This window comes from Micrococcus luteus (genome assembly GCF_022664405.1).
In the GTDB taxonomy this organism is placed as follows: Bacteria; Actinomycetota; Actinomycetes; order Actinomycetales; family Micrococcaceae; genus Micrococcus; species Micrococcus luteus.
The window spans coordinates 15,153-36,054 of record NZ_JAKRLB010000017.1; the positions used below are offsets into that span (position 1 = coordinate 15,153).

Genomic DNA, 20,902 nt, shown 5'->3' on the forward strand with positions numbered 1-20,902 from the left:
CCCCACCGCCGAGCCGGTCGCCGAACAGACCGCCGAGCAGAAGGAACACCATGAGCACCCCGCACCACCACGATCACCCCACCGACCAGACCGCCGAACACCCAGACCCGAACCCCCACGCCGGCCACGCCAACCACACCGACCATGCCGCCCACCACCCCGCGGACGCGGCCACCCACGGGCAGGCCATGCCCCAGGGCCACGCCCACTCGGCCCTGGACGAGGACCACCAGGTCCACGACCACGGTCAGCACGCCGGGCATTCCACCGCGATGTTCAAGAACCGGTTCTGGGTCTCACTGGTGCTCTCCATCCCGGTGGTGTTCTTCAGCCACATGGTCGGGCAGCTGCTGGGCTACCACGTCCCCGAGTTCCCGGGCTCGGCGTGGATCGCCCCGGTGCTGGGCACCGTGATCTACCTCTATGGCGGCATGCCCTTCCTGAAGGGCGGGCTGACCGAGTTGCGCGCCCGCCAGCCCGGGATGATGCTGCTGATCGCGATGGCCATCACGGTGGCCTTCGTCGCCTCCTGGGTCACGACCCTGGGCATCGGGGACCTAATGCTGGACTTCTGGTGGGAGCTGGCGCTGCTGGTGGTCATCATGCTGCTGGGCCACTGGATGGAGATGCGCGCCCTGGGCGCGGCCTCCTCCGCCTTGGACGCGCTGGCGGCGCTGCTGCCGGAGGAGGCCGAGAAGGTCGTGGACGGTGACACCATCACCGTGCCGATCACCGAGTTGGCCGTGGGCGATGTGGTGCTAGTGCGGGCCGGGGCCCGGGTGCCGGCCGACGGGACCATCCTCGAGGGCGCCGCGGAGTTCGACGAGGCGATGATCACCGGGGAGTCGAAGCCCGTGCTGCGCCAGGCCGGGGACACGGTGGTCGCTGGGACCGTGGCCACCGACAACACCGTGCGGGTGAAGGTGGCCGCCGTCGGGACCGACACGACCCTGGCCGGGATCCAGCGGATGGTCGCCGACGCCCAGGAATCCTCCTCCCGCGCCCAGGCGTTGGCCGACCGGGCGGCGGCCCTGCTGTTCTGGTTCGCCCTGGTTGCGGCGATCATCACCGCGATCGTGTGGACCGCGATCGGCCAGCCCACCGACGCGGTCACCCGCACCGTGACCGTGCTGGTGATCGCCTGCCCGCACGCCCTGGGCCTGGCCATCCCGCTGGTGATCGCCCTCTCCACGGAGAAGGCCGCCAAGTCCGGGGTCCTGATCAAGGACCGGATGGCCCTGGAGCGGATGCGCACCATCGACGTGGTCCTGTTCGACAAGACCGGCACCCTGACCGAGGGCGCCCACGTCGTCACCGCCGTCACCGCGATGCCCGGCGTGTCCGAGGCAGAACTGCTGGCGGTGGCCGCCGCGGCCGAGGCTGACAGCGAGCACCCCGTGGCCCGGGCCATCGTCACCGCCGCCGGGCAGCACCCGCAGGCCAGCACGTTGCGCAAGCGCGGCACGGACTTCAGTGCTGCCATGGGCCGCGGGGTGCGCGCCACCGTGGACGGCTCCGAGATCCTCGTCGGGGGCCCGAACATGCTGCGCGAGCTTAACCTGACCATGCCGGCGGAGATCACTGAGCACACCGCCTCCTGGACCGCGCGCGGGGCCGGGGTGTTGCACGTGCTGCGCGAGGGGTCCGTTATCGGCGCGGTCGCCGTGGAGGACAAGGTCCGCCCCGAGTCCCGGGCCGCCGTGGCCGCCCTGCACGCCCGCGGCATCAAGGTCGCGATGATCACCGGCGATGCCCGCCAGGTCGCCGAGGCCGTCGGGGCGGACCTGGGCATCGACGAGGTCTTCGCCGAGGTCCTCCCCCAGGACAAGGACACCAAGGTCACCGAGTTGCAGTCCCGGGGACTGTCCGTGGCCATGGTGGGCGACGGCGTCAACGACGCCCCGGCGCTGGCGCGGGCCGAGGTCGGCATCGCCATCGGCGCCGGCACCGACGTGGCCATGGAGTCCGCCGGCGTTGTGCTCGCCAGCAACGACCCCCGCGCGGTGCTGTCGATGATCGAGCTCTCCCAGGCCAGCTACACCAAGATGATCCAGAACCTGGTGTGGGCCACCGGCTACAACGTGCTCGCCGTGCCGCTGGCCGCCGGCGTGCTCGCCCCGATCGGGTTCGTGCTCTCCCCCGCGGTGGGCGCGATCCTGATGTCCGTCTCCACCATCGTGGTGGCCCTCAACGCCCAGCTGCTGCGCCGGATCGACCTGGACCCGGAGCACCTGGCTCCTCTCGAGCGCCCCCGGTCGCAGGCTGCCCTTCAACCCGCGACCTCCTGATCGCGCCTCTTGGCGCTAACTCTGATATGAACCCTCAACCCACTGTGGAAGGACCCACCATGAAACGCACCATGACGCTGACCGCCCTGGCCCTGGCCTCCGCCCTGACCTTGACCGCCTGCGGCACCGGCGCCCAGGACGAGAACGCCGGCGCTGAGGCCTCGGCCACCGCGACCAGCTCCGCCCCCGCCGCCACCCCTGCGGCCACGGCCACCGCGACACCGTCCACCACGGCGACCGGTTCGGCCGAGGAGGTCTCCGCCGAGCACAACGACGCGGACGTGATGTTCGCCCAAATGATGATCCCGCACCACCAGCAGGCCGTTGAGATGAGCGAGATGCTGCTGGCCAAGGATGACGTCCCGGCGGAGGTGGCCGCGTTCGCCCAGAAGGTCATCGACGCCCAGGGCCCGGAGATCGAGCGCATGAACGCCATGCTCACCGCCTGGGGCCAAGACCCCGTGGACACGGACGGTATGGAGGGCATGGACCACGGCGGGATGTCCGGGATGATGTCCGAGGAGGACATGGCCGCCCTGGAGCAGGCCCAGGGCACCGAGGCCGCCCGGTTGTACCTGGAGCAGATGACCGCCCACCACAAGGGCGCCGTGGACATGGCCAAGGACGAGGTCGAGGACGGCCAGAACCCGCAGGCCGTGCAGCTCGCCGAGCAGGTCATCGCCGACCAGGAGGCCGAGATCACCGAAATGCAACAGATGCTCGACAAGCTCTGAGCACCGTCGTCCGCTGCGGGCATCCGGTGAGACGCGGCTGGCGATAGACCCCGAAACCGGAACGGGTCCTCCAGGAAAGGAGACGAGCATGCAGGACAAGATCAAGGTCGCGGTGAACGGGTACGGGGTCATCGGCAAACGCGTCGCCGACGCGGTCCGGGCCCAGGAGGACATGGCGCTGGTCGGAGTCAGTGACGTCATCGCTGACTACCGGATCGCGACTGCGGCCGGGAAGGGTATCCCCGTCTACGCCTCTACCGAGCAGGCCCTACCGGTGATGGCGGATGCCGGCCTTCCCGTCGTCGGAGGCCTGCACGACCTGCTCGAGAACGTTGACGTCGTGGTGGACTGCACCCCGGCCCAGGTGGGCGCCGGCAACCTGGAGCTCTACCGTGCCCACGGGGTCAAATCCGTGTTCCAGGGCGGGGAGAAGCACGATCTCACCGGCCACTCCTTCGTCGCCCACGCCAACTACGCCACCGCCCTGGGCCGGGACAGCACCCGGGTGGTGTCCTGCAATACCACCGCCACCGTCCGGGCCCTTACCGCGCTGAAGGACGTCGGACTGCTGTCCAAGGCCCGGGGGTGCTCATCCGCCGGGCCACCGATCCGTGGGAATCGGACCATTCCGGGATCATGAACACCATCGTCCCCGAGGGCCGAATCCCCAGCCATCAGGGGCCCGACGCCCAGTCGGTGGTCCCGGACCTGGACGTGGTCACCATGGCCGCCAAGGGAGCCCACACTCAGAACCACCTGCACTACTGGACGATCGAGCTCACCCGCCCGGCCGAGAAGCAGGAGGTGTTGGAGGCGTTCCGGGCGATGCCGCGGATCGCCTTCGTCCGGCGCTCGGACGGCGTCGTGGCGGTCAATAGCACCGTGGAACTCATGGAGGACCTGGGCCGGCCCCGGGGTGATATGTATGAGGTGGCCCTCTGGGAAGACATCCTCACCGTGGACGGCAACGAGCTGTACTACACCTACACGGTGGACAACCAGGCGATCGTCGTCCCCGAGAACATCGACGCGATCCGGGCCCTCACCGGAACCGTCGACGACGGCGGCGAGTCCATCCGGCGCACCGACCGCGCCTTGGGGGTGCGCCAGGACTTCGTGCGCTCCTCGGTGGCTGCCCGTTGAACTGCGCGGCAGACGCCGCTGAGGCGGTGCCCGGCCCCAGGAATGGGGGGTGGTCGGACACCGCTTCGGCGGCCGCGGACTACCGCAGCGGTCCTATGGCCTCCGGTCAGGTGCGAGAGGCCGTCGCGATCGCGTTGATGGCCTCATCCAACACCGCATTGAACTGCGCTGGGCTCTGGGCCGTACTCAGCCCTTCGGTCAGGGCGCGGGAGAAGCTGGCGATCACGCCGTGGTTGCGGGCCAGCAGGGTGGTGGCCTGGGCCCGGGTATAGCCGCCCGACAGGGCCAGGACGCGGATCACTCGGGGATGGTCCACGAACTCGCGGTAGAAGTCCGCCCGCTCCGGCAGCGTCACTTTGAGGATGACCGACTGGTCGTCTCCGAGCTTGTCCAGTTGGGCGAGGATTGCCGCCTTGAACTGGTCCTCCACCTCGGCCTTGCGGGGGCTGCGGATATCCACCTCGGGCTCGATGATGGGCACCAGCCCGGTAACGAGGATCTGACGGGCGAGCCCGAACTGCTGCTCCACGACGGAGCCCACCCCGTCCCCGGGCAGCTTGATGACCGAGCGCATCTTCGTCCCGAACATGTGCTTTTCGACGGCTCGAGACAGTAAGTCATCCAGGTGCGGGATGGGTTTCATGAGCTGGGCGCCTTGCTGTTCCGGGGCCAAGCCCTGGTCGATTTTGAGGAAGGGCACGATGCCTTTGCTGTTCCACAGGTAGTCGCCCGTGGGGGAACCCTCCACCTGGCGGTTCATTGTGTTCTCGAACAGGATGGCCCCCATGACGCGCTCACCGTCGAAGCTGGGGCTGGTGATGATACGTGTGCGCACCTGGTGTACCAGGTCGAACATCTCCTCTGGGCCGGAGTAGGCATCCTTGTCGATCCCATAGAGGTGCAAGGCCGCCGGGGTGCTGCCCCCGCTCTGGTCCAGCGCCGCGACGAATCCGACACCGTTCCTGACCCTCTGATACTTCTCCGAGTGCATGGGAGCCTTCCGCGGCGAGGGAGCACGGTGGTCCGGGTTCCCTGCGCGCGTCATGGACGACTGGCCGCCCTCAAGGGGGAACGGTCATCAGCAGGCTCAACCCAGGGTGACGAGCAGGTCCGCGCAGGCCTGCTCACACCGGCGGCAGGCCTCGGCACACACCTTGCAGTGCTCGTGCATCTGGGCGTGGCTCTCGCATTCGTCCCCGCACGTCTTGCAGGCGGCCCGGCAGGCCTCGAGCAGGGCGCGGGTGGTCTCGACGTTGTTGCCGGTCTGCCGGGACAGCATCCGGCCTGTGGCGGCGCACACATCGGCGCAGTCCAGGTTCAACCGGATGCACTGCCTCAGGTCGGCCACCATGTCCTCGGCCAGGCAGGCGTCCGCGCAGGCGGTGCACGTCTGGGCGCACTCGAAGCAGGCCTGGATGCATTCGGCCAGTTTCTGCCGATCGATGTTCCCCACCTCCTTCGGGTAGGTCTCCAGCATGGCGCTCACGTGATGGGTCATGATGTGCTCCTTCGTCGATCTGATCCGACGCACCGGCCTTCGCCGGCCCGCCCTGCCATCGACCGTAGACCGCCCCGCCGACGCGGGTGAAGGGCTCAACCTTGAAGGTTCCGTGAAGATCGCCGGCCACGGAGGCCCGCGGACTCCTTTACGGGCAGGGATGACGAAGGTGTGACCAGCCGCCCCTCAGCCCGGCCGACGGCCCTGAGGACCACGCCGACGGGGAGGACCAGCAGGGCTCGCCTCAACGTGGATCCTGTCGGACCGGACGGTCGGTGTCAGGAAGAGCGCTTATGCGATCCGACCAGGGGCGTCGAGGCCGCCGGTGCAGGGTTGCCGGGTGCATTCGGATCGAGGATCGCAATTTCGAGCCAGGCGGTTCGTGGAGACGCTGCGGGTCAACGGCCTGGTCGGGTCGATGGGCAGGGTCGGTGCTGCTGGGGACAACGCGGCAATGGAATCCTTCTTCGCGCTGTTGCAGAAGAACGTGCTGAACCGGCGTCGCTGGCAGTCCTTCGACCAGCTCCGGCTCGCGATCGTGAGCTGGATCGAGCGGACCTATCACCGCCGTCGTAGGCAGGCCCGTCTCGGGAAGCTCACCCCTGTCGAGTTCGAGATGGTTCAATCAGTCCAGGCGGCTGCCGCCGCCTGATAACTCGTGTCAAGCAAACTCATGGCAGACCCTTCTCACGCGCCTGAATCTCGCCGTCATGGATCGACAGCACCTCGGTCTGTGCGCCAGCCCGCTCCAGAAGCGCCGCGCAGGCTCTGACTGACCGACATCAGGAAGCACTTCACGGCTGAGGAGAAGCTCTGTCTCTGCGCGAACAAGGCCGTCGCAGGCCGCGGCGGTGCAGCCGTGGTGGCTGGGTGCCTGGTGCACGAGGACCGGGGCTCGCAGTTTCGATCTGGCCTATTTCAGGACGCGCGCACCCGTCATGGGCCGATCGGCTTCGTACTCGACGTCCTGACGCGCGGTTCTGCCGGCCGGTCGGCCTGATCCCGCGCTCCGGGTGATCACGGCGTCGGATCGAACCTGAAAGGTCGGCGTCGGCGCCGCGGTGGGCGGCATGCACCACCCCCGCGAGTGCCGTCTCGCGTCCCGCACTCTGATGCGCCCGCCCGCGCCCTCACTCCGCCAGGAACTCCAGCAGGATCCGGTTGAACTCCTCGGAGTGGCTGATGCTGAAGCCGTGCGGGGCATCCTTGACGAGTTCGACGCGGCTGCCGTCGATCGCCTTGTGCGTCCGCTTGCCGGAGCCCTTGAACGGCACGATCTGGTCGGCGTCGCCGTGCAGGACCAGGGCCGGCACGGTCACCGCCGGCAGGTCGCGGCGGAAGTCGGTGGCCCCGAACGCGTCCATGCAGGCCAGCGCCGCCGTCTGGTCGGACTGCAGCGCCATCCGGATGGCCTCCTGGCGCTGCTCCTCGGTGACCTTGAGGCTGCTGGTCAGGCCGGCCAGCTTGGGGGTGGAGAAGAACGTCGTCGTGAAGTCGTCGAAGAACGACTCGCGGTCCTTCTCGAGGCCCGCCCGCATCTCGGCGGCCTGCTTCTCGGTCAGCGGGCCGTCGGGGTTGTCGTCGGTCTTCAGCAGGTACGGGGGCACCGCGCCGGCGAACACCACCGAGTGGATCCGGTCCGCGCCGAACCGGGACATGTAGCGCGCCACCTCGCCACCGCCCATCGAGAAGCCCACGAGCGTCACGTCACGCAGGTCGAGCTCGGTGAGCAAACCGTGCAGGTCGGCGGTCATCGTGTCGTAGTCGTAGCCGCCGGCGGGCTTCTCCGAGGCGCCGAAGCCGCGCCGGTCATAGGTGATCACGCGGTAGTGCGGGGACAGGGCTGCGACCTGGTCCTTCCACGAGTCGAGGGTCAGCGGCCAGCCGTGGATGAGGACGACGGGACGCCCGTGGCCGGCCTCCTCCACGTTCAGCCCGATCGTGCCGTGGTCCGTGGGGATCTGCATGAGGGTCATGTGCGTCTGCCTTCCTGTGCTCTCGGGGGACGACGGCGGCGCTCGGCCGCCGCTTCCTCCTCACGCTAGGCACGCGCTCGGCACGTGTCAGGCTTCGGTCTCCGCCATCCTGCGCAGCGTCAGCGCGTTGAACGCGGCGTGGCCGTGGTTGTCGTTGTTGAAGTAGACGTAGGCGGGGCGCGCGCCCGCCGCGTCCGCGCCGGTCAGCTCCCGCAGCCGCTTCACCCAGGGGGAGAGCTCGGCGTCGGAGAACGATCCGCCGTAGCGCCAGTCCGGGTCCGCGTTGTGGAAGCGCACGTAGGCGAGACACCCGGTCGCGCTCCGTGCAGTGGTCGAGCTGATCGGCGATCCGCAGCCCCTGCGGGTAGAAGGTCCCGCGCCCGTGCTTGTAGATCCAGCCGGAGGTCCCGATCCGCACATCCAGCCCCCGACGACACTCCCGGCCCGGGTCCCCGGGTCTTGCCATGACCTGCCGCTGGGCCCGATTGCACCGGTCCAGTGAACGCCGTGACCGGCCCGGCGCCCGCCCGCGACCCGGGCGCCCGCCCACTACTGTGCCAGGAATGGACATGACGCGATTCGACGACGACCTGCGCGCGATGCTCGACGAGGTGGAGTCCGACCGTCGCGGTGAGCCCTCCGACTACCTCGAGGACGTCGCCGGCCAGCATGTGGACGGCCTCGCCGTGGCGGTGTGCACGGTGGACGGTCACCAGGCCGCCGCCGGGGAGACCGAGCACGCCTTCGCGCTGCAGTCGGTCTCCAAGGCCCTCACCTACGCGGTGGTGCTGCAGGAGATCGGCCTGGACCACGTGCTGGAGGACGTGGGCGTCGAGCCCTCCGGTGAGTCGTTCAACCACCTGTCCCTGCACGACGACGGCCGGCCGTACAACCCGCTGATCAACGCCGGCGCCATCCTGGTCCACTCCCTCCTGCCCGCCGGGGACGAGGATGAGCGGACGGCCCTGCTACTGCGCCGCTACAGCGCGATGGCCGGCGTCGAGCTGGAGGTCTGCGAGGACGTCCTCGACGCCGAGCGCACCCGCGCCGACCGCAACCTGGGCCTGGCCCACCTGCTCGCCGACGCCGGCCGGCTGCCCATCTCGGCCCGCGAGGCCGTGGCCGGGTACCTCGCGCAGTGCTCGGTCCTGGTCACCGCACCCCAGCTGGCCGTCATGGGCGCCACCCTCGCCGCTGGCGGCACGAACCCCGTGACGGGGGAGCGGGTGCTGGACGAGTGGGTAGCGCAGCAGGCGATGTCCGTGATGCTCACCTGCGGCATGTACGACGCCAGCGGCCAGTGGGTGGCCGAGGTCGGCGTGCCCGCGAAGTCCGGCGTCTCGGGCGCGCTGCTCGGCGCCGTGCCCGGGGCCCTGGGCATCGCCACGTGGTCGCCGCGCCTGGACGAGCAAGGTAACTCCCGGCGTGGCATCGGGTTGTTCGAGGGGCTCAGCGCACGCTGGGACCTGCACGTGCTCCAGCACCGTGGCGCCCTGCGCGGCCTCAGCGGGCCCCGCTGACCCCGCGTTGACGCCTAGCCGCCGCGGCGCCGTCGTCGCGTGGGCCACGCCGCCGACGACGCCGCGCCCCGTCCCTTGTCACCCTCTGGCGCTCGCCTCGTAGCATCGGGCCCATGACCACTCCAGAGAAGAAGGACGACGCCCCCGCGATCCCCGTGCGGGACTCGCAGCTGGCCCACGACGACCCGCGCACCCGCCACCCGAAGCTCCGCGTCGCCAAGCAGCGCCAGCCCGAGCCGGGCCTGGACGTGAAGACGGATCCCGTCCCGGACATCGGTCTGGACTCGTACCGGGGGATGGGCCGGCTGACCGGCCGCAAGGCCCTGATCACCGGCGGCGACTCCGGCATCGGTGCCGCGGTCGCCATCGCCTACGCCCGTGAGGGCGCGGACGTCGCCATCGCCTACCTGCCTCAGGAGCAGCCCGACGCCGACCGCGTCCTGGCGGCGATCGAGGCGGCCGGGCGCACCGCCGTCGCGTTGCCGGGCGACCTGATGGACGCCGACTACCGTGCCTCCCTCGTGGACGAGGCCGCGCAGCGCCTCGGCGGCCTGGACATCCTCGTGAACAACGCGGGCAAGCAGTTCATCTCCGATGACCTGACCGATCTCACCGACGAGCAGGTCCACGAGACGTTCCAGATCAACATCATGTCCATGTTCACGCTCAGCCGCGCCGCGCTGAAGCACATGGGCCCGGGCAGCACGATCGTGAACACCACCTCGGTGCAGGCCTACAACCCCAACCCGAGGCTCCTCGACTACGCGGCCACCAAGGGCGCCATCAACAACTTCACCAAGGGCCTGGCCGAGCAGCTCGGCCCGAAGGGCATCCGTGTCAACGCGGTGGCGCCCGGGCCCATCTGGACGGTGCAGCACGTGTCCTACGGTGAGCCCGAGGAGAAGCTGCCCGAGTTCGGCCACAGCACCCCGCTCGGCCGCGCCGGCCAGCCCGTGGAGATGGCGCCCGCCTACGTGTTCCTTGCCTCGGGCGAGTCCAGCTACGTCAACGGCGAGACCCTCAACGCCAACGGCGGCACGCCCACCCCGTGACCGCCCGCCTCCTCGCCGACGTCGACACCGGCATCGACGATGCCTGCGCCCTGCTCCACCTCGTGGGCGCCCACCGCCTCGGTGTCGGCCCCGAGCTCGCGGCCGTCACCACCACGGGCGGCAACGCGACCGCCCGGGACTGCGCCCTCAACACCGCCGCGGTGCTGGACCTGGCCGGTCGGGCCGACGTCGAGGTGGCCGTCGGTGCCGAGACCCCGCTGCGCCGCCCTGCGGTCACCACCCCGGAGACCCACGGCGACGGCGGTCTCGGCCATGCCCGGATCGTTCGGCGCCCCGAGCGGCTCTCGTCCCGGCCCGCCGTGGACGTGTGGCTGGACGAGCTGCGGGCCCACCCCGGGGAGACGACGATCCTCTGCACCGCGCCGCTGACGAACCTGGCCCTCGCCCTGCGCACCGAGCCGCGCCTGCCGTTCCTCGCCCGCGGCATCGTGATCATGGGCGGCTCCTTCTATCATCCGGGCAACACCACGCCCACCGCCGAGTGGAACACCTGGGTGGACCCGGACGCCGCGAAGGAGGTGTTCGCGGCCGTCGAGGGCCTGCCCGAGGACCGCCTGCCGATCGTCTGCGCGCTCGAGACCACGGAGCGGATCGAGTACACGCCGGCCCTGCTGGACGGCCTCTTGGCCGACGCCGGGGCCCGCCCCGTCGGCTGGTCCGCGGACCGGCCGCGGGTCGCCGGGCCGGACGCCGCCACCGGCAGCCCCGTCCTGGACGTGCTCGCCGACGCACTGCGCTTCTACTTCGAGTTCCACCACGACTACGACCAGGGCTACATCGCCCACCTGCACGACCTCTTCGCCGCCCAGGTGGCCGCGGGCCAGGCCCGCATCGCCACGCGGGCCACCGTCGTCGATGTCGAGGCGGACTCGGAGCTGCTGCGCGGCACCACCGTCCACGACACGCGGGACATCTGGGGCAGGCGCCCCAACGCCCAGCTCGTCACGGCCAACGACCCCGCGGAGGTGTTCGCGGCCTTCGCCCGCGCGGTGGGCGCCGTCGTCGCGGGGGAGCGCACGCTCGACGGCGGTTCCCCGGCCCGGTGACCGCCGTCGGGAATGCCCCCCGTCCGCGTGCGGTTGCACCCGAGGCATCCGCCCGACCCCGACCCTCCAGGAGCTCCCTCATGACCGACGTTCCCACCGTCCCCTTCCACGACGGCCAGCAGATCCCGCAGCTCGGGCTCGGCGTGTGGCAGGTCGAGGACGACGTCGCGGCCGACGTCGTCGAGCAGGCGATCCGCGCCGGCTACCGCCACATCGACACCGCCGCGATCTACGGGAACGAGGAGGGCGTGGGCCGCGGCATCGCCGCGTCCGGCGTCGCCCGCGAGGAGCTGTTCCTCACCACCAAGGTGTGGAACTCGGACCAGGGCTACGAGGAGGCGCTCGCCGCCCTCGACGTCTCGCTCGACAAGCTCGGCACCGACTACGTCGACCTCTACCTCATCCACTGGGCCAAGCCGGCGCAGGGGAAGTACCTGGACACCTGGAAGGCCCTGATCGAGGCGCAGAAGCAGGGCAAGGTGCGCTCGATCGGCGTCTCCAACTTCCCGGCCGCCCAGCTCGAGGAGATCATCGAGGCCACCGGCGTGGTGCCCGTGATCCACCAGGTCGAGACCCACCCGTACTGGCAGCAGCGCGAGCTGCGCGAGGTCGAGGGCCGCCACGGCATCGTCCACGAGTCCTGGTCCCCGCTCGGTCAGGGCGGCGACCTCCTCGCCGACCCCGTGGTCACGGAGATCGCCGAGGTCCGCGGCGCGACGCCGGCCCAGGTGGTCATCGCGTGGCACCTCGCCCAGGGCTTCGTGGTCATCCCCAAGTCCGTGACGCCCGAGCGCATCGTCTCGAACCTCGAGGCCGCGGGGGTGGAGCTGACCGCCGACGACGTCGCCCGGATCGACGCCCTCGACCGCGAGGACGGCCGCCTCGGCCCCGACCCGGCGGTCATCGACTTCTGATCCAGCCGCCACCGCGCGCACCCGGCCCGTCCCCCTGGGGGCGGGCCGGTGATAGCTTTGCTCGAGAATGCCCGGCGGCCGCCGCGCCGCCCGGGCGCATCTGTCCAGGCACTCCACGGAAGGCATGCACCATGTCCCACCAGGCTCCCCCCGCCGATGCGTCGAAGGCCCGCGCGCCGCGGACCGCCGTCCCGGTGACCCCGCAGACCCGCGCGAGCTCGCTGACCGACCTGCTCGGCGCCGTCGTGCGCCTGTTGCCCCTGCAGATGAAGGACGAGCTCGCGCTCGCCAAGGGACACGTGGCCGCGAAGGGCAAGAAGGCCGGCATCGGCGCCGGCGTCGCGGTGGTGGGCCTGTTCTTCCTCGCGCTCATGGTGGTCGCCCTCGTGGTGACGCTGATCGGCGCCTTCGCCGACCCGACGTTCTGGTTCCCGGCGCTCATGGTGGCGCTGGCGTTCCTCGTGCTCGGCCTGATCTTCGCCGGCGTCGGCCTCGTGATGGTCAAGGGCGCCATGCCGCTCGTGCCGCAGGAGACCGTGCGCAACCTCGAGTACGACCTCGGCTACCTCAAGGAGGGCAACGCCTTCGACCCGGCCGAGTACGACCGCCTCAAGGCGGAGCGCGCCGAGGCCAAGCGTGTCGAGGCCGCCCGCGAGGCCGAGCGGAAGAAGGTGGAGAAGGAGGAGAACAAGAAGGCCCGCAAGAACGGCGAGGCCGCTCCCCATCCGGACCGCGCCGACGCCAGCGAGGCGGAGATCCGTCGCCGTGCCGACCTGCGCCGCCGCCACCTGGGCGACATCCGCTCCGGCCTGGACGAGAAGACCAGCGTGAAGGGCCAGCTCGCGGCCTTCGCCGCGCAGCGCAAGGGTCGCGGCGTCACCCCCGAGACCGCACACGCCACCGAGCAGACCGCGCCGTTCACCGGTGCCGCCCGCGCGGGGGAGCGGACCGCCGAGGCCGAGGACTACGTGAAGGACAACTGGCAGCCGCTCGCGCTGCTCGGCGCCTCCTCCGCCGCGTTCGTGGCGCTCGCCGGCCGCCTGCGCCGCCGCTGATCCGAGGGCGCCCGCCCTCCCCAGCCCCCGAGGCCCCGATCCCCACGGATCGGGGCCTCGTCGTCTGCGGGGAGGGGCGACGGCGTCGGTAGGCTGGGCGTGTGGGGCGCCCGGCGGGGGCGTCCGCCCGCGGACCCTGGAGGAGTGACCCATGCGTGTGATCGACGTCGGCCTGCGCGAGGGCCACGAGTACCGCGTCCGCGACACCTGGCTGACCGTGCCGAACCTCATCACCCTGGCCCGCTTCGCCCTGGTCCCGGTGTTCGTGTGGCTCACCGTCGACGGCCGACACCTGGACGCGTTCGTGATCCTCGCCGTGCTCTCCGGCACGGACTGGGTGGACGGCTACGTGGCGCGCCGGTTCGACATGATCTCCACGGTCGGGCGGTGGCTCGACCCGGTGGCGGACCGCCTCTCCCTGCTGGTGGTGGCCGTGACGTTCGTGGCCACCGGCATCGCCCCGCTCTGGCTCGCCCTGGCCATCGCGATCCCGGACGTCGTGCTCGCCGCCGTGTGCCTGTGGCTGTTCGGCGGCAGCCCGGACCTGCCGGTCACGGTCCTGGGCAAGGTGCGCACCGCGCTGCTGCTGGTGGGCACGCCCCTGCTGCTGCTCGCCCGTGTGCCGGGGGTCGACGGCGGCCCGTGGAGCGGCGTGACCCTGGCTCTGGTCGGGGCCGGTTGCCTGCTGCACATCCTCGCCGCGGGGGACTACCTCGTGCGCGCGGTGGGCAAGGCCCGCGGCCTGCGGGCGGACGGTCAGGACCCGCGCGAGGGCCCGTCCCGCCGGGGCTGACCCCGGCGCATGGTCGTGCCGGCGCCGACGGTTGCTACCGTGGGACGCGCGCCGTGCCCGCGGCCGATCCGCACGGCACGGGCCGGGCGCCGTCGTGCCATCGCCACCACAGAGAGGGACCGCCGTGTCCGACCGTCCCGGGATCGCCGCCGACCGCCCCCTGAAGGTGCTGATCGCCGCAGACACCTATCCGCCGCACGTCAACGGGGCCGCCACCTTCGGCCACCGCCTCGCCACGGCGCTGCACGCGCGCGGCCACGAGGTCCACGTCGTGATGCCGCGCAGTGACGCCGGCCCGGACACCGTGGAGCACCGGCCGGAGGCCACCGTGCACCTGCTGCGCTCCCTGCCGGCGCCGACGCACGAGTACTACCGTGTGGTGCTCCCGCGGCACGCCAAGACCTCCTTCCGCCGCATCTACCGCGAGGTCCAGCCGGACGTCGTGCACGCCCAGTGCCACTACATGATCGGCGAGGCCGCCATCAACGAGGCCGAGCGGCGCCGCATCCGGATCGTCTCCACGAACCACTTCATGCCGGAGAACCTCGAGCCGTTCCTGCCGTTCCCGCAGTGGTTCCTGGACATCGTCTCCCGGGTGTCGTGGAAGGACATGGGTCGACTCATGGGCAAGGGCGCGGTGGTCACCACCCCCACGGCCCTCGCCGCGCAGGCCATGGCCGAGCACGCCGGCCTGGACAACGTTCTCCCGGTCTCCAACGGCATCGACGCGAGCGCCTACGAGCTGCAGCCGGGGGAGAGGGTGGACCATCCCGGCCATCCGGTCGTGCTCTTCGTGGGGCGGCTGGCCGTGGAGAAGAACGTGGAGGTGCTGATCCGTGCGATCGCGCACCTGGCCCGCACCCGCCCCGACCTGGACGTGCACGCCGAGATCGTCGGCGACGGCGAGCAGCGCGACCGCATCCGTGCCACGGTGGACGAGGAGGGGGTGGCCGACCGCGTCCTGCTGCGCGGCCACGTCTCCGAGGAGGAGCTGCGGGCGGCCTACCTGCGCGCCGACGTGTTCTGCCAGCCGGGCACGGCGGAGCTGCAGTCCCTCGTGACCCTCGAGGCGCTCAGCGCGTCCACCCCGGTGGTCCTCGCGGACGCCCTCGCGTTGCCCCACCTCGTGGACGAGGGCGTCAACGGCCACCTCTTCCCGCCCGGGGACCACGTGGCCCTGGCCGATCGGATCGCCCGGATCCTCGACCTCTCGGACGCGGACCGCGCCGCCATGGGCGAGGCGTCCCACGCGAAGGCCCTGCATCATTCCGCCCAGAAGACGGTGGACATCTTCGAGCGCCTCTACCGCGGCGCGACGGCCGCCGAGGTCCGCGCGATGCTCTGAGCCCTGTCGGTAGGATGGGCGGGTCCCGCGCGATGCCGCGGGGGAGGGGCGTTAGCTCAGTCGGTCAGAGCAGGGGACTCATAATCCCTGGGTCGCGGGTTCAAGTCCCGCACGCCCTACAGAAAACGGCCCCCGGCCGCGCGGTATGGCGCGGGCCGGGGGCCGTCGTCGTGCCGGTGCTCAGTAGCGGGCGGCCACCGCGAGCATGTCGGACTTCATGATCGTCGTGGAGGTGAACACCAGGCCCGCGTCCTCGTTGAGGGCGTGGGCGAGCTGGCCGCCGCCCATGTACATGGCCGTGTGGTAGATGCGGCCGGTGGACTGGTTCGCATAGAACACGAGGTCGCCGGGCTGGGCCTGGGAGATCGGCACGTAGGACTTCGCGGCGAGGTACTGGTCGCCGGCGCGGCGCGGGATGGAGATGCCGGCCCGGGCCATGGCCTGCTGGGTGAGGCCGGAGCAGTCGAAGCCGGAGGGGCCGTTGCCGCCCCACACGTAATAGGAGGACGGGTTCCGGACGGCGGAGCGCACGTAGTCGACGGCAGCCTGCTTGGACGCGGGCGCCGGCGCAGGGGCGGGGGCGCTGGAGTTGGAGACCGAGGTGGTCTTCAGGACCATCCCCGGGTGGAGCATGGTCGAGGAGCTCATGCCGTTGATGGACTGCAGGATCGAGGCGGACACCCCCGTGCGGTAGGAGATGATCCACCAGCCGTTGCCGGCCAGCACGGTGTAGGTCGAGCCCGAGGTGGACGGCGCCGGGGCCGGGGTCGGGGTGGCAGTGCCGGAGGTCTTGAGGACCATGCCGGGATGCAGCACGGTCGCGGCGGTCATGCCGTTGAGCGACTGCAACCTGGACATGGAGACGCCGGTGCGCTGGGCGATGATCCACCAGCCGTCGCCGGAGCGGACGGTGTAGGCGGTCTCGGCGGCCTGGGCGGTCTCGGCGACGGACACGGTGCCGACGCCGGTCAGGGCGGCGGCGCCCAGGGCGAGGGCCACGGAGGCGGCGGCGGTGCGGGGGGCGCGACGCACAGCGGCGTGCGAGGAGGTCACGGACATCGGATCTTCTTCCCGGACAGGACCTGCGGCCCATGAGGGCGGTGCCTCCGGGCGATGCCCGGAACGAGGCCGGACCGCGGGTGCGAGTTGACGAGCAGTGCGGATGACCGGGTACGCGAGGATGCGGAGGAAGCCCCGGTGTGGCGGACCAGTCGTAACCGATCCGTGATCAAGATACACGATCGTTATCGAAACGCAATCAGAAATTCGGATGACGCCCAGGTGGCCGCACGGTGCTCGACACCCCCCGCTCGGCACCCTCCGTGCGTGGCTGCCCGGGCCCCGTTCCGACCCGGCGCTAGCGTGGTCCGGGTGAGCCCCTCCCGCCCCCTGCGCCTCCTGATGGACGCCCGCTACACCCGCACCGACTTCCACGACGGCATCTCCCGCTACGGCGCGAGCCTCCTCGAGGCGGTGGCCCGCCGGGCCGCCGCACCGGGCCCGGCGGGGGTCGACGTCGAGGTCGCGATGCTGATCTCGGACGAACGACAGCTGGCCCTGCTCCCGGACGGCGTGCCGTGGCACCTCGTCTCCGGCCCCACCTCCCCACGCGAGCCGTTCGTGGCCCGTCAGGTCGCGCGTCTGCGACCGGACGTCGTCTTCTCGCCCATGCAGACCATGGGGTCGTGGGGGCGGGACTACGCCCTGATCCTCACGCTCCACGACCTCATCTACTACGAGCACCGCACCCCGCCGCGGAACCTGTCCGAGCCGATCCGCTGGCTCTGGCGGGCCTATCACCTGACCAAGATCCCGCAGCGGCTCCTGCTCGACCGCGCGGACGCGGTCGCCACGGTCTCCCGGACGACGGCGGAGCTCATCGCCCGGCACCGCCTCACCCGGCGTCCGGTCCACGTCGTCGCGAACGCGGCGCAGGCGGTCCCGGAGCCGCGGGACCCGGACGAGACCCCGGAGCGCACGCTGCTCTACATGGGCTCGTTCATGGACTACAAGGACGTCGAGTCCCTCGTGGCCGCCGCGCCGCTGCTGCCGGGCTACACGCTGCACCTGCTCTCCCGCATCAGCCCGGAGCGCCGCGGGCAGCTCGAGGACCGGTTGGCCGAGCGTCGCGCCGGCGCAGGGGCCGACGGCGCAGACGTGGTGTTCCACGACGGCACCGACGAGGCCGAGTACGTGCGCCTGCTCCGCCGGGCCACCGCGGCCGTCACCCTCTCCCGCGCCGAGGGCTTCGGCCTGCCCGTGGCCGAGGCGATGGCCCACGGCACGCCGGTGGTGTGCTCGGACCTGCCGATCTTCCGCGAGATCGCCGGCGCGGGCACCGCGTCCTTCCGGGGTGTCCCGCTCGAGGGGGACCGGGTGGCCGCGCTCGCGGCCCGCGTGCGGGAGCTCGAGGACCCCGCCGAGTTCGCCGCGGCCTCCCGGGCGAGCGTCGCCCAGGCGGCCCGGTTCAGCTGGGACGAGTCCGCCCGCCGGCTTCTGGACCTCACGGCCGCGCTGGGTGTGGCGCGGCGTGCGGCCAGAGCACGGACGGGCCGCTCCAGCCGATGAGCACCAGCGGGTCGAGGTAGCGGTCGAAGGCCGCGTCCCCCACCCGCCAGCCATCGGGCTCCCGCACGCCCCAGTGCACGCACGCCCGCGGGCAGTGGGGTGGCGCCCCGGCCAGTCGCCCCACGGGGTCGCCCGCGTCGACGACGGCCCCCACCGCGACGTCGGCCTCCACCGGCTCGAGGGAGCTGCGGGTCCCGTTCGCGTGCTCGAGGGTCAGCACGGGGCGGTCGACCACGACCCCGGCGAACACGACCCGGCCCGCCGCCGGCGCCTGGATCGGAGCCCCGGTCTGCACGGCGAGGTCCACGCCCCGGTGCCCCCGACTCCACGGTCGCTCGGGTGCGACGAACGCGCGGAGCACGTCATCCGGGGCGGCGCCGGCGACGGGCGGGTGCCACGCGACCGGCGCGGCCGTCGCGCCCGGACCTGCCGGGGACGCCGCGACGAGGAGCAGCGCGTCGCGCGTGGACGGTGCGGGCGTGGCCCGGGACACGGGGCCGAGGTCGCCCATCCCCAGGGCGAGGACGAGCCAGGCGAGCAGGGCTGCCGCGACACACCCCGCGATGCGCGGACGCGGGAGCGGACGGGGGAGGAGCGTGCGAGGGGTCATGGCGTCAGCCTGGCGTCCCGGGCGGCCGCGTGGCGGGCCCGCAGTCCCATCGTGGAGAGCGCCCGCCGCACCGGCCCCTGTGCAGGAGTCGGCGATGGGAGCGGTCGCCCACCTGGGGTAGGATTCACCTCAGCGGTGTCCTGTGGCCGGCCCTGTGCTGTGCCCCGGACGCCGACTCCGCGCATCGCGGTGGGTCGCTTCAGCGGCCCAGCCCCCACGCTCGGTCCCGTCCCCGCCGTCCTCCTGGAGAGGACGTCGGCGCGGGTGCTCGTGGGGCCCGGCAGCCCGCCGTCGTGATGCCAGGGGCCGCCCGACCGGGCCGGCCGCCAACCGTCAAGAAATCGACCGGCAGACCGCCCGCGCGTGAAGCGCGGGGTGCCACGGCTGCCACAGAAGGGAACGTCATGCCCGTCGTGACCATGCGCCAGCTCCTCGACTCCGGTGTCCACTTCGGCCACCAGACCCGCCGCTGGAACCCCAAGATGAAGCGCTTCATCTTCACCGAGCGCAACGGCATCTACATCATCGATCTCCAGCAGTCGCTGTCCTACATCGACCGCGCCTACGAGTTCGTCAAGGAGACCGTCGCCCACGGCGGCACCATCCTGTTCGTCGGCACCAAGAAGCAGGCCCAGGAGGCCATCGCGGAGCAGGCCGGCCGCGTGGGCATGCCCTACGTGAACCACCGCTGGCTCGGCGGCATGCTGACCAACTTCTCCACCGTCTCCAAGCGCGTGCAGCGCATGAAGGAGCTCGAGGAGATCGACTTCGAGGACGTGGCCGGCTCGCAGTTCACCAAGAAGGAACTGCTGCTGCTCAACCGTGAGCTCGAGAAGCTGCAGGCCAACCTCGGCGGCATCCGCAACATGGCCAAGACCCCCTCCGCCGTGTGGGTCGTGGACACCAAGAAGGAGCACCTGGCCGTCGACGAGGCCCAGAAGCTCGGCATCCCGGTCGTCGCCATCCTGGACACCAACTGCGATCCGGACGAGGTCGCCTACCCGATCCCGGGCAACGACGACGCCATCCGCTCCGTGAACCTGCTGACCCGCGTGGTCGCGGACGCCGTCGCCGAGGGCCTGATCGCCCGTCAGGGCGGCAAGTCCGGCCAGGCGGCCGCCGAGCCGATGGCCGAGTGGGAGCGCGAGCTGCTCGAGCAGCACAACGCCCAGCAGGCCGAGCAGGCTGAGCAGGCCGAGGCCCCCGCCGCCGAGGCGCCGGCCGAGCAGGCCGAGGCCCCCGCCGCCGAGGCCGCCCCGCAGGGCGAGTGATCCCGGCCGGTCCGTCCGCCCGGCCCCACCCGGCCGGGCCGACGGGCCGGTTCAGACCCCGAACATCCCGCACAACCCACACCACGGGAAGGACCGAACGAGCATGGCGAACTACACCGCTGCTGACATCAAGGCCCTGCGCGAGCGCACCGGCGCCGGCATGATGGACGTGAAGAAGGCTCTGGACGAGGCCGACGGCGACGCCGAGAAGGCCATCGAGATCATCCGCGTGAAGGGCCTCAAGGGCGCCACCAAGCGCGAGGGCCGCTCCGCCGCCGAGGGCCTCGTGGCCGCGACCGTCGAGAACGGCGTCGGCGTCATGATCGAGCTCAACTGCGAGACCGACTTCGTGGCCAAGGCCGACAAGTTCATCGCCCTGGGCGACGTGGTGCTGCGCGCCGCCGTCGCCTCCGGCGCCACCGACGTCGACGGCCTGCTGGCCTCCGACTACGAGGGCCGCACCCTGGGCGACTACGTGACCGAGGAGGGCGCCCTGCTGGGCGAGAAGGTGGCCGTGCGCCGCCTGGCCCGCGTGGAGGGCGCCTTCGTGGACGCCTACCTGCACAAGACCTCCAAGGACCTGCCGGCCCAGGTGGGCGTGCTCCTCGCCGTGGACGCCGACTCCGCCGACGCCAAGACCGCCACGCACGACATCGCCGTGCACACCGCGGCCTACTCGCCCACGTACCTCACCCGTGAGGACGTGCCGGCCGAGACCGTCGAGAACGAGCGTCGCATCGCCGATGAGACCGCCCGTGCCGAGGGCAAGCCGGAGCAGGCCCTGCCGAAGATCGTGGAGGGCCGCCTGACCGGCTTCTTCAAGGAGATCGTGCTCGTGGACCAGCCGTTCGCGAAGGACCCGAAGCAGACCGTCGGCAAGGTCGCCTCCGACGCCGGCACCAACGTCACCGGGTTCGCCCGCTTCCGCGTCGGCAACTGATCGCCGCACCCGGACCGGCCGCTCCCGGTCCACGCCCCGCGGGGGCGTAGGATCGGGAGCGACCCGAGGTCCACTCCGGCGCCGGACGGCGCCGACGACCATCGCATGACGGGGTGGCCGCCCCGACC

The 20,902-nt window shown here is 71.5% G+C and carries 18 protein-coding genes, 1 tRNA gene and 2 pseudogenes; 15 read left to right on the plus strand and 6 right to left on the minus strand.

Annotated features, from left to right (window positions below; genetic code table 11):
* The first annotated feature begins 50 nt into the window (after positions 1–50).
* The 3 genes and pseudogenes from MF605_RS08605 to MF605_RS08615 all read left to right on the plus strand — a co-directional run bounded on the left by MF605_RS08605 (position 51) and on the right by MF605_RS08615 (position 4,165).
* Complete coding sequence (locus tag MF605_RS08605; RefSeq protein WP_113913950.1) at positions 51–2,288, plus strand: copper-translocating P-type ATPase; 2,238 nt, start codon at positions 51–53, stop codon at positions 2,286–2,288.
* A gap of 59 nt (positions 2,289–2,347) precedes the next feature.
* Positions 2,348–3,022, plus strand: a complete 675-nt coding sequence (locus tag MF605_RS08610) for a DUF305 domain-containing protein (protein ID WP_060974078.1) — start codon at positions 2,348–2,350, stop codon at positions 3,020–3,022.
* An 88-nt stretch (positions 3,023–3,110) separates the two neighbouring features.
* Positions 3,111–4,165: pseudogene (locus MF605_RS08615) on the plus strand (type II glyceraldehyde-3-phosphate dehydrogenase).
* A gap of 106 nt (positions 4,166–4,271) precedes the next feature.
* Here MF605_RS08615 and MF605_RS08620 read toward each other — a convergent pair.
* Both MF605_RS08620 and MF605_RS08625 read right to left on the minus strand, forming a co-directional pair.
* A complete protein-coding gene (locus MF605_RS08620) occupies positions 4,272–5,156 on the minus strand; it encodes a fructose bisphosphate aldolase (RefSeq protein WP_113913951.1) in 885 nt (294 codons plus the stop codon).
* A 96-nt stretch (positions 5,157–5,252) separates the two neighbouring features.
* A complete protein-coding gene (locus MF605_RS08625) occupies positions 5,253–5,663 on the minus strand; it encodes a four-helix bundle copper-binding protein (RefSeq protein WP_113913952.1) in 411 nt (136 codons plus the stop codon).
* 310 nt (positions 5,664–5,973) lie between these two features.
* On the opposite strand from MF605_RS08625, the pseudogene MF605_RS08630 reads away from it, so the two are divergent.
* Positions 5,974–6,315, plus strand: a pseudogene (locus MF605_RS08630) (transposase); the annotation flags it as partial.
* 478 nt (positions 6,316–6,793) lie between these two features.
* Here the strand turns inward: MF605_RS08630 and MF605_RS08635 are convergent.
* A complete protein-coding gene (locus tag MF605_RS08635) occupies positions 6,794–7,639 on the minus strand; it encodes an alpha/beta fold hydrolase (RefSeq protein WP_010079170.1) in 846 nt (281 codons plus the stop codon).
* A gap of 87 nt (positions 7,640–7,726) precedes the next feature.
* A complete protein-coding gene (locus MF605_RS12095; RefSeq protein WP_242821267.1) occupies positions 7,727–7,936 on the minus strand; it encodes a DUF72 domain-containing protein in 210 nt (69 codons plus the stop codon).
* 272 nt (positions 7,937–8,208) lie between these two features.
* On the opposite strand from MF605_RS12095, the gene glsA reads away from it, so the two are divergent.
* The 8 genes from glsA (at position 8,209) to MF605_RS08680 (ending at position 15,504) form a co-directional block, all read left to right on the plus strand.
* Positions 8,209–9,159, plus strand: a complete 951-nt coding sequence (gene glsA, locus MF605_RS08645; RefSeq protein WP_166795259.1) for a glutaminase A — start codon at positions 8,209–8,211, stop codon at positions 9,157–9,159.
* Positions 9,160–9,272: 113 nt separating this feature from the next.
* Complete coding sequence (locus tag MF605_RS08650) at positions 9,273–10,211, plus strand: SDR family oxidoreductase (protein WP_134416499.1); 939 nt, start codon at positions 9,273–9,275, stop codon at positions 10,209–10,211.
* Positions 10,208–11,278: a nucleoside hydrolase gene (locus MF605_RS08655; RefSeq protein WP_049147658.1), complete on the plus strand. Its 1,071-nt coding sequence runs from the start codon at positions 10,208–10,210 to the stop codon at positions 11,276–11,278. The genes MF605_RS08650 and MF605_RS08655 overlap by 4 nt, the downstream gene beginning before the upstream one ends.
* An 80-nt stretch (positions 11,279–11,358) precedes the next feature.
* Positions 11,359–12,192: an aldo/keto reductase gene (locus MF605_RS08660; RefSeq protein WP_134416500.1), complete on the plus strand. Its 834-nt coding sequence runs from the start codon at positions 11,359–11,361 to the stop codon at positions 12,190–12,192.
* Between the two features lie 131 nt (positions 12,193–12,323).
* Positions 12,324–13,247: a phage holin family protein gene (locus tag MF605_RS08665; RefSeq protein WP_049147661.1), complete on the plus strand. Its 924-nt coding sequence runs from the start codon at positions 12,324–12,326 to the stop codon at positions 13,245–13,247.
* Between the two features lie 151 nt (positions 13,248–13,398).
* A complete protein-coding gene (locus tag MF605_RS08670) occupies positions 13,399–14,040 on the plus strand; it encodes a CDP-alcohol phosphatidyltransferase family protein (protein ID WP_134416501.1) in 642 nt (213 codons plus the stop codon).
* A 124-nt stretch (positions 14,041–14,164) separates the two neighbouring features.
* On the plus strand, positions 14,165–15,385 hold the full coding sequence (locus MF605_RS08675; protein ID WP_134416502.1) for a glycosyltransferase: 1,221 nt from the start codon (positions 14,165–14,167) through the stop codon (positions 15,383–15,385).
* A gap of 45 nt (positions 15,386–15,430) precedes the next feature.
* Positions 15,431–15,504 (plus strand) — tRNA-Ile (locus tag MF605_RS08680).
* A 61-nt stretch (positions 15,505–15,565) separates the two neighbouring features.
* On the opposite strand, the gene MF605_RS08685 is transcribed toward MF605_RS08680, so the two are convergent.
* On the minus strand, positions 15,566–16,444 hold the full coding sequence (locus MF605_RS08685) for a LysM peptidoglycan-binding domain-containing C40 family peptidase (RefSeq protein WP_134416503.1): 879 nt from the start codon (positions 16,442–16,444) through the stop codon (positions 15,566–15,568).
* Between the two features lie 312 nt (positions 16,445–16,756).
* Here MF605_RS08685 and MF605_RS08690 point away from each other — a divergent pair, with 312 nt between their 5' ends.
* Positions 16,757–17,953 carry a glycosyltransferase family 4 protein gene (locus MF605_RS08690; protein WP_134416504.1) on the plus strand — a complete coding sequence of 399 codons (1,197 nt, stop codon included), beginning with the start codon at positions 16,757–16,759 and terminating at the stop codon, positions 17,951–17,953.
* Here MF605_RS08690 and MF605_RS08695 read toward each other — a convergent pair.
* On the minus strand, positions 17,889–18,563 hold the full coding sequence (locus tag MF605_RS08695) for a M23 family metallopeptidase (protein WP_060974055.1): 675 nt from the start codon (positions 18,561–18,563) through the stop codon (positions 17,889–17,891). The two genes, MF605_RS08690 and MF605_RS08695, sit on opposite strands and share 65 nt — an antisense overlap.
* A 404-nt stretch (positions 18,564–18,967) precedes the next feature.
* Between MF605_RS08695 and rpsB the strand changes: the two genes are divergently transcribed.
* Positions 18,968–19,834, plus strand: coding sequence for a 30S ribosomal protein S2 (rpsB, locus tag MF605_RS08700; protein ID WP_061866738.1), 867 nt, complete (start codon positions 18,968–18,970; stop codon positions 19,832–19,834).
* A 103-nt stretch (positions 19,835–19,937) separates the two neighbouring features.
* Entirely contained in the window at positions 19,938–20,774 is an 837-nt protein-coding gene (gene tsf, locus MF605_RS08705; protein ID WP_134416505.1) for a translation elongation factor Ts, read from the plus strand.
* The last annotated feature ends 128 nt before the right edge of the window (positions 20,775–20,902 follow it).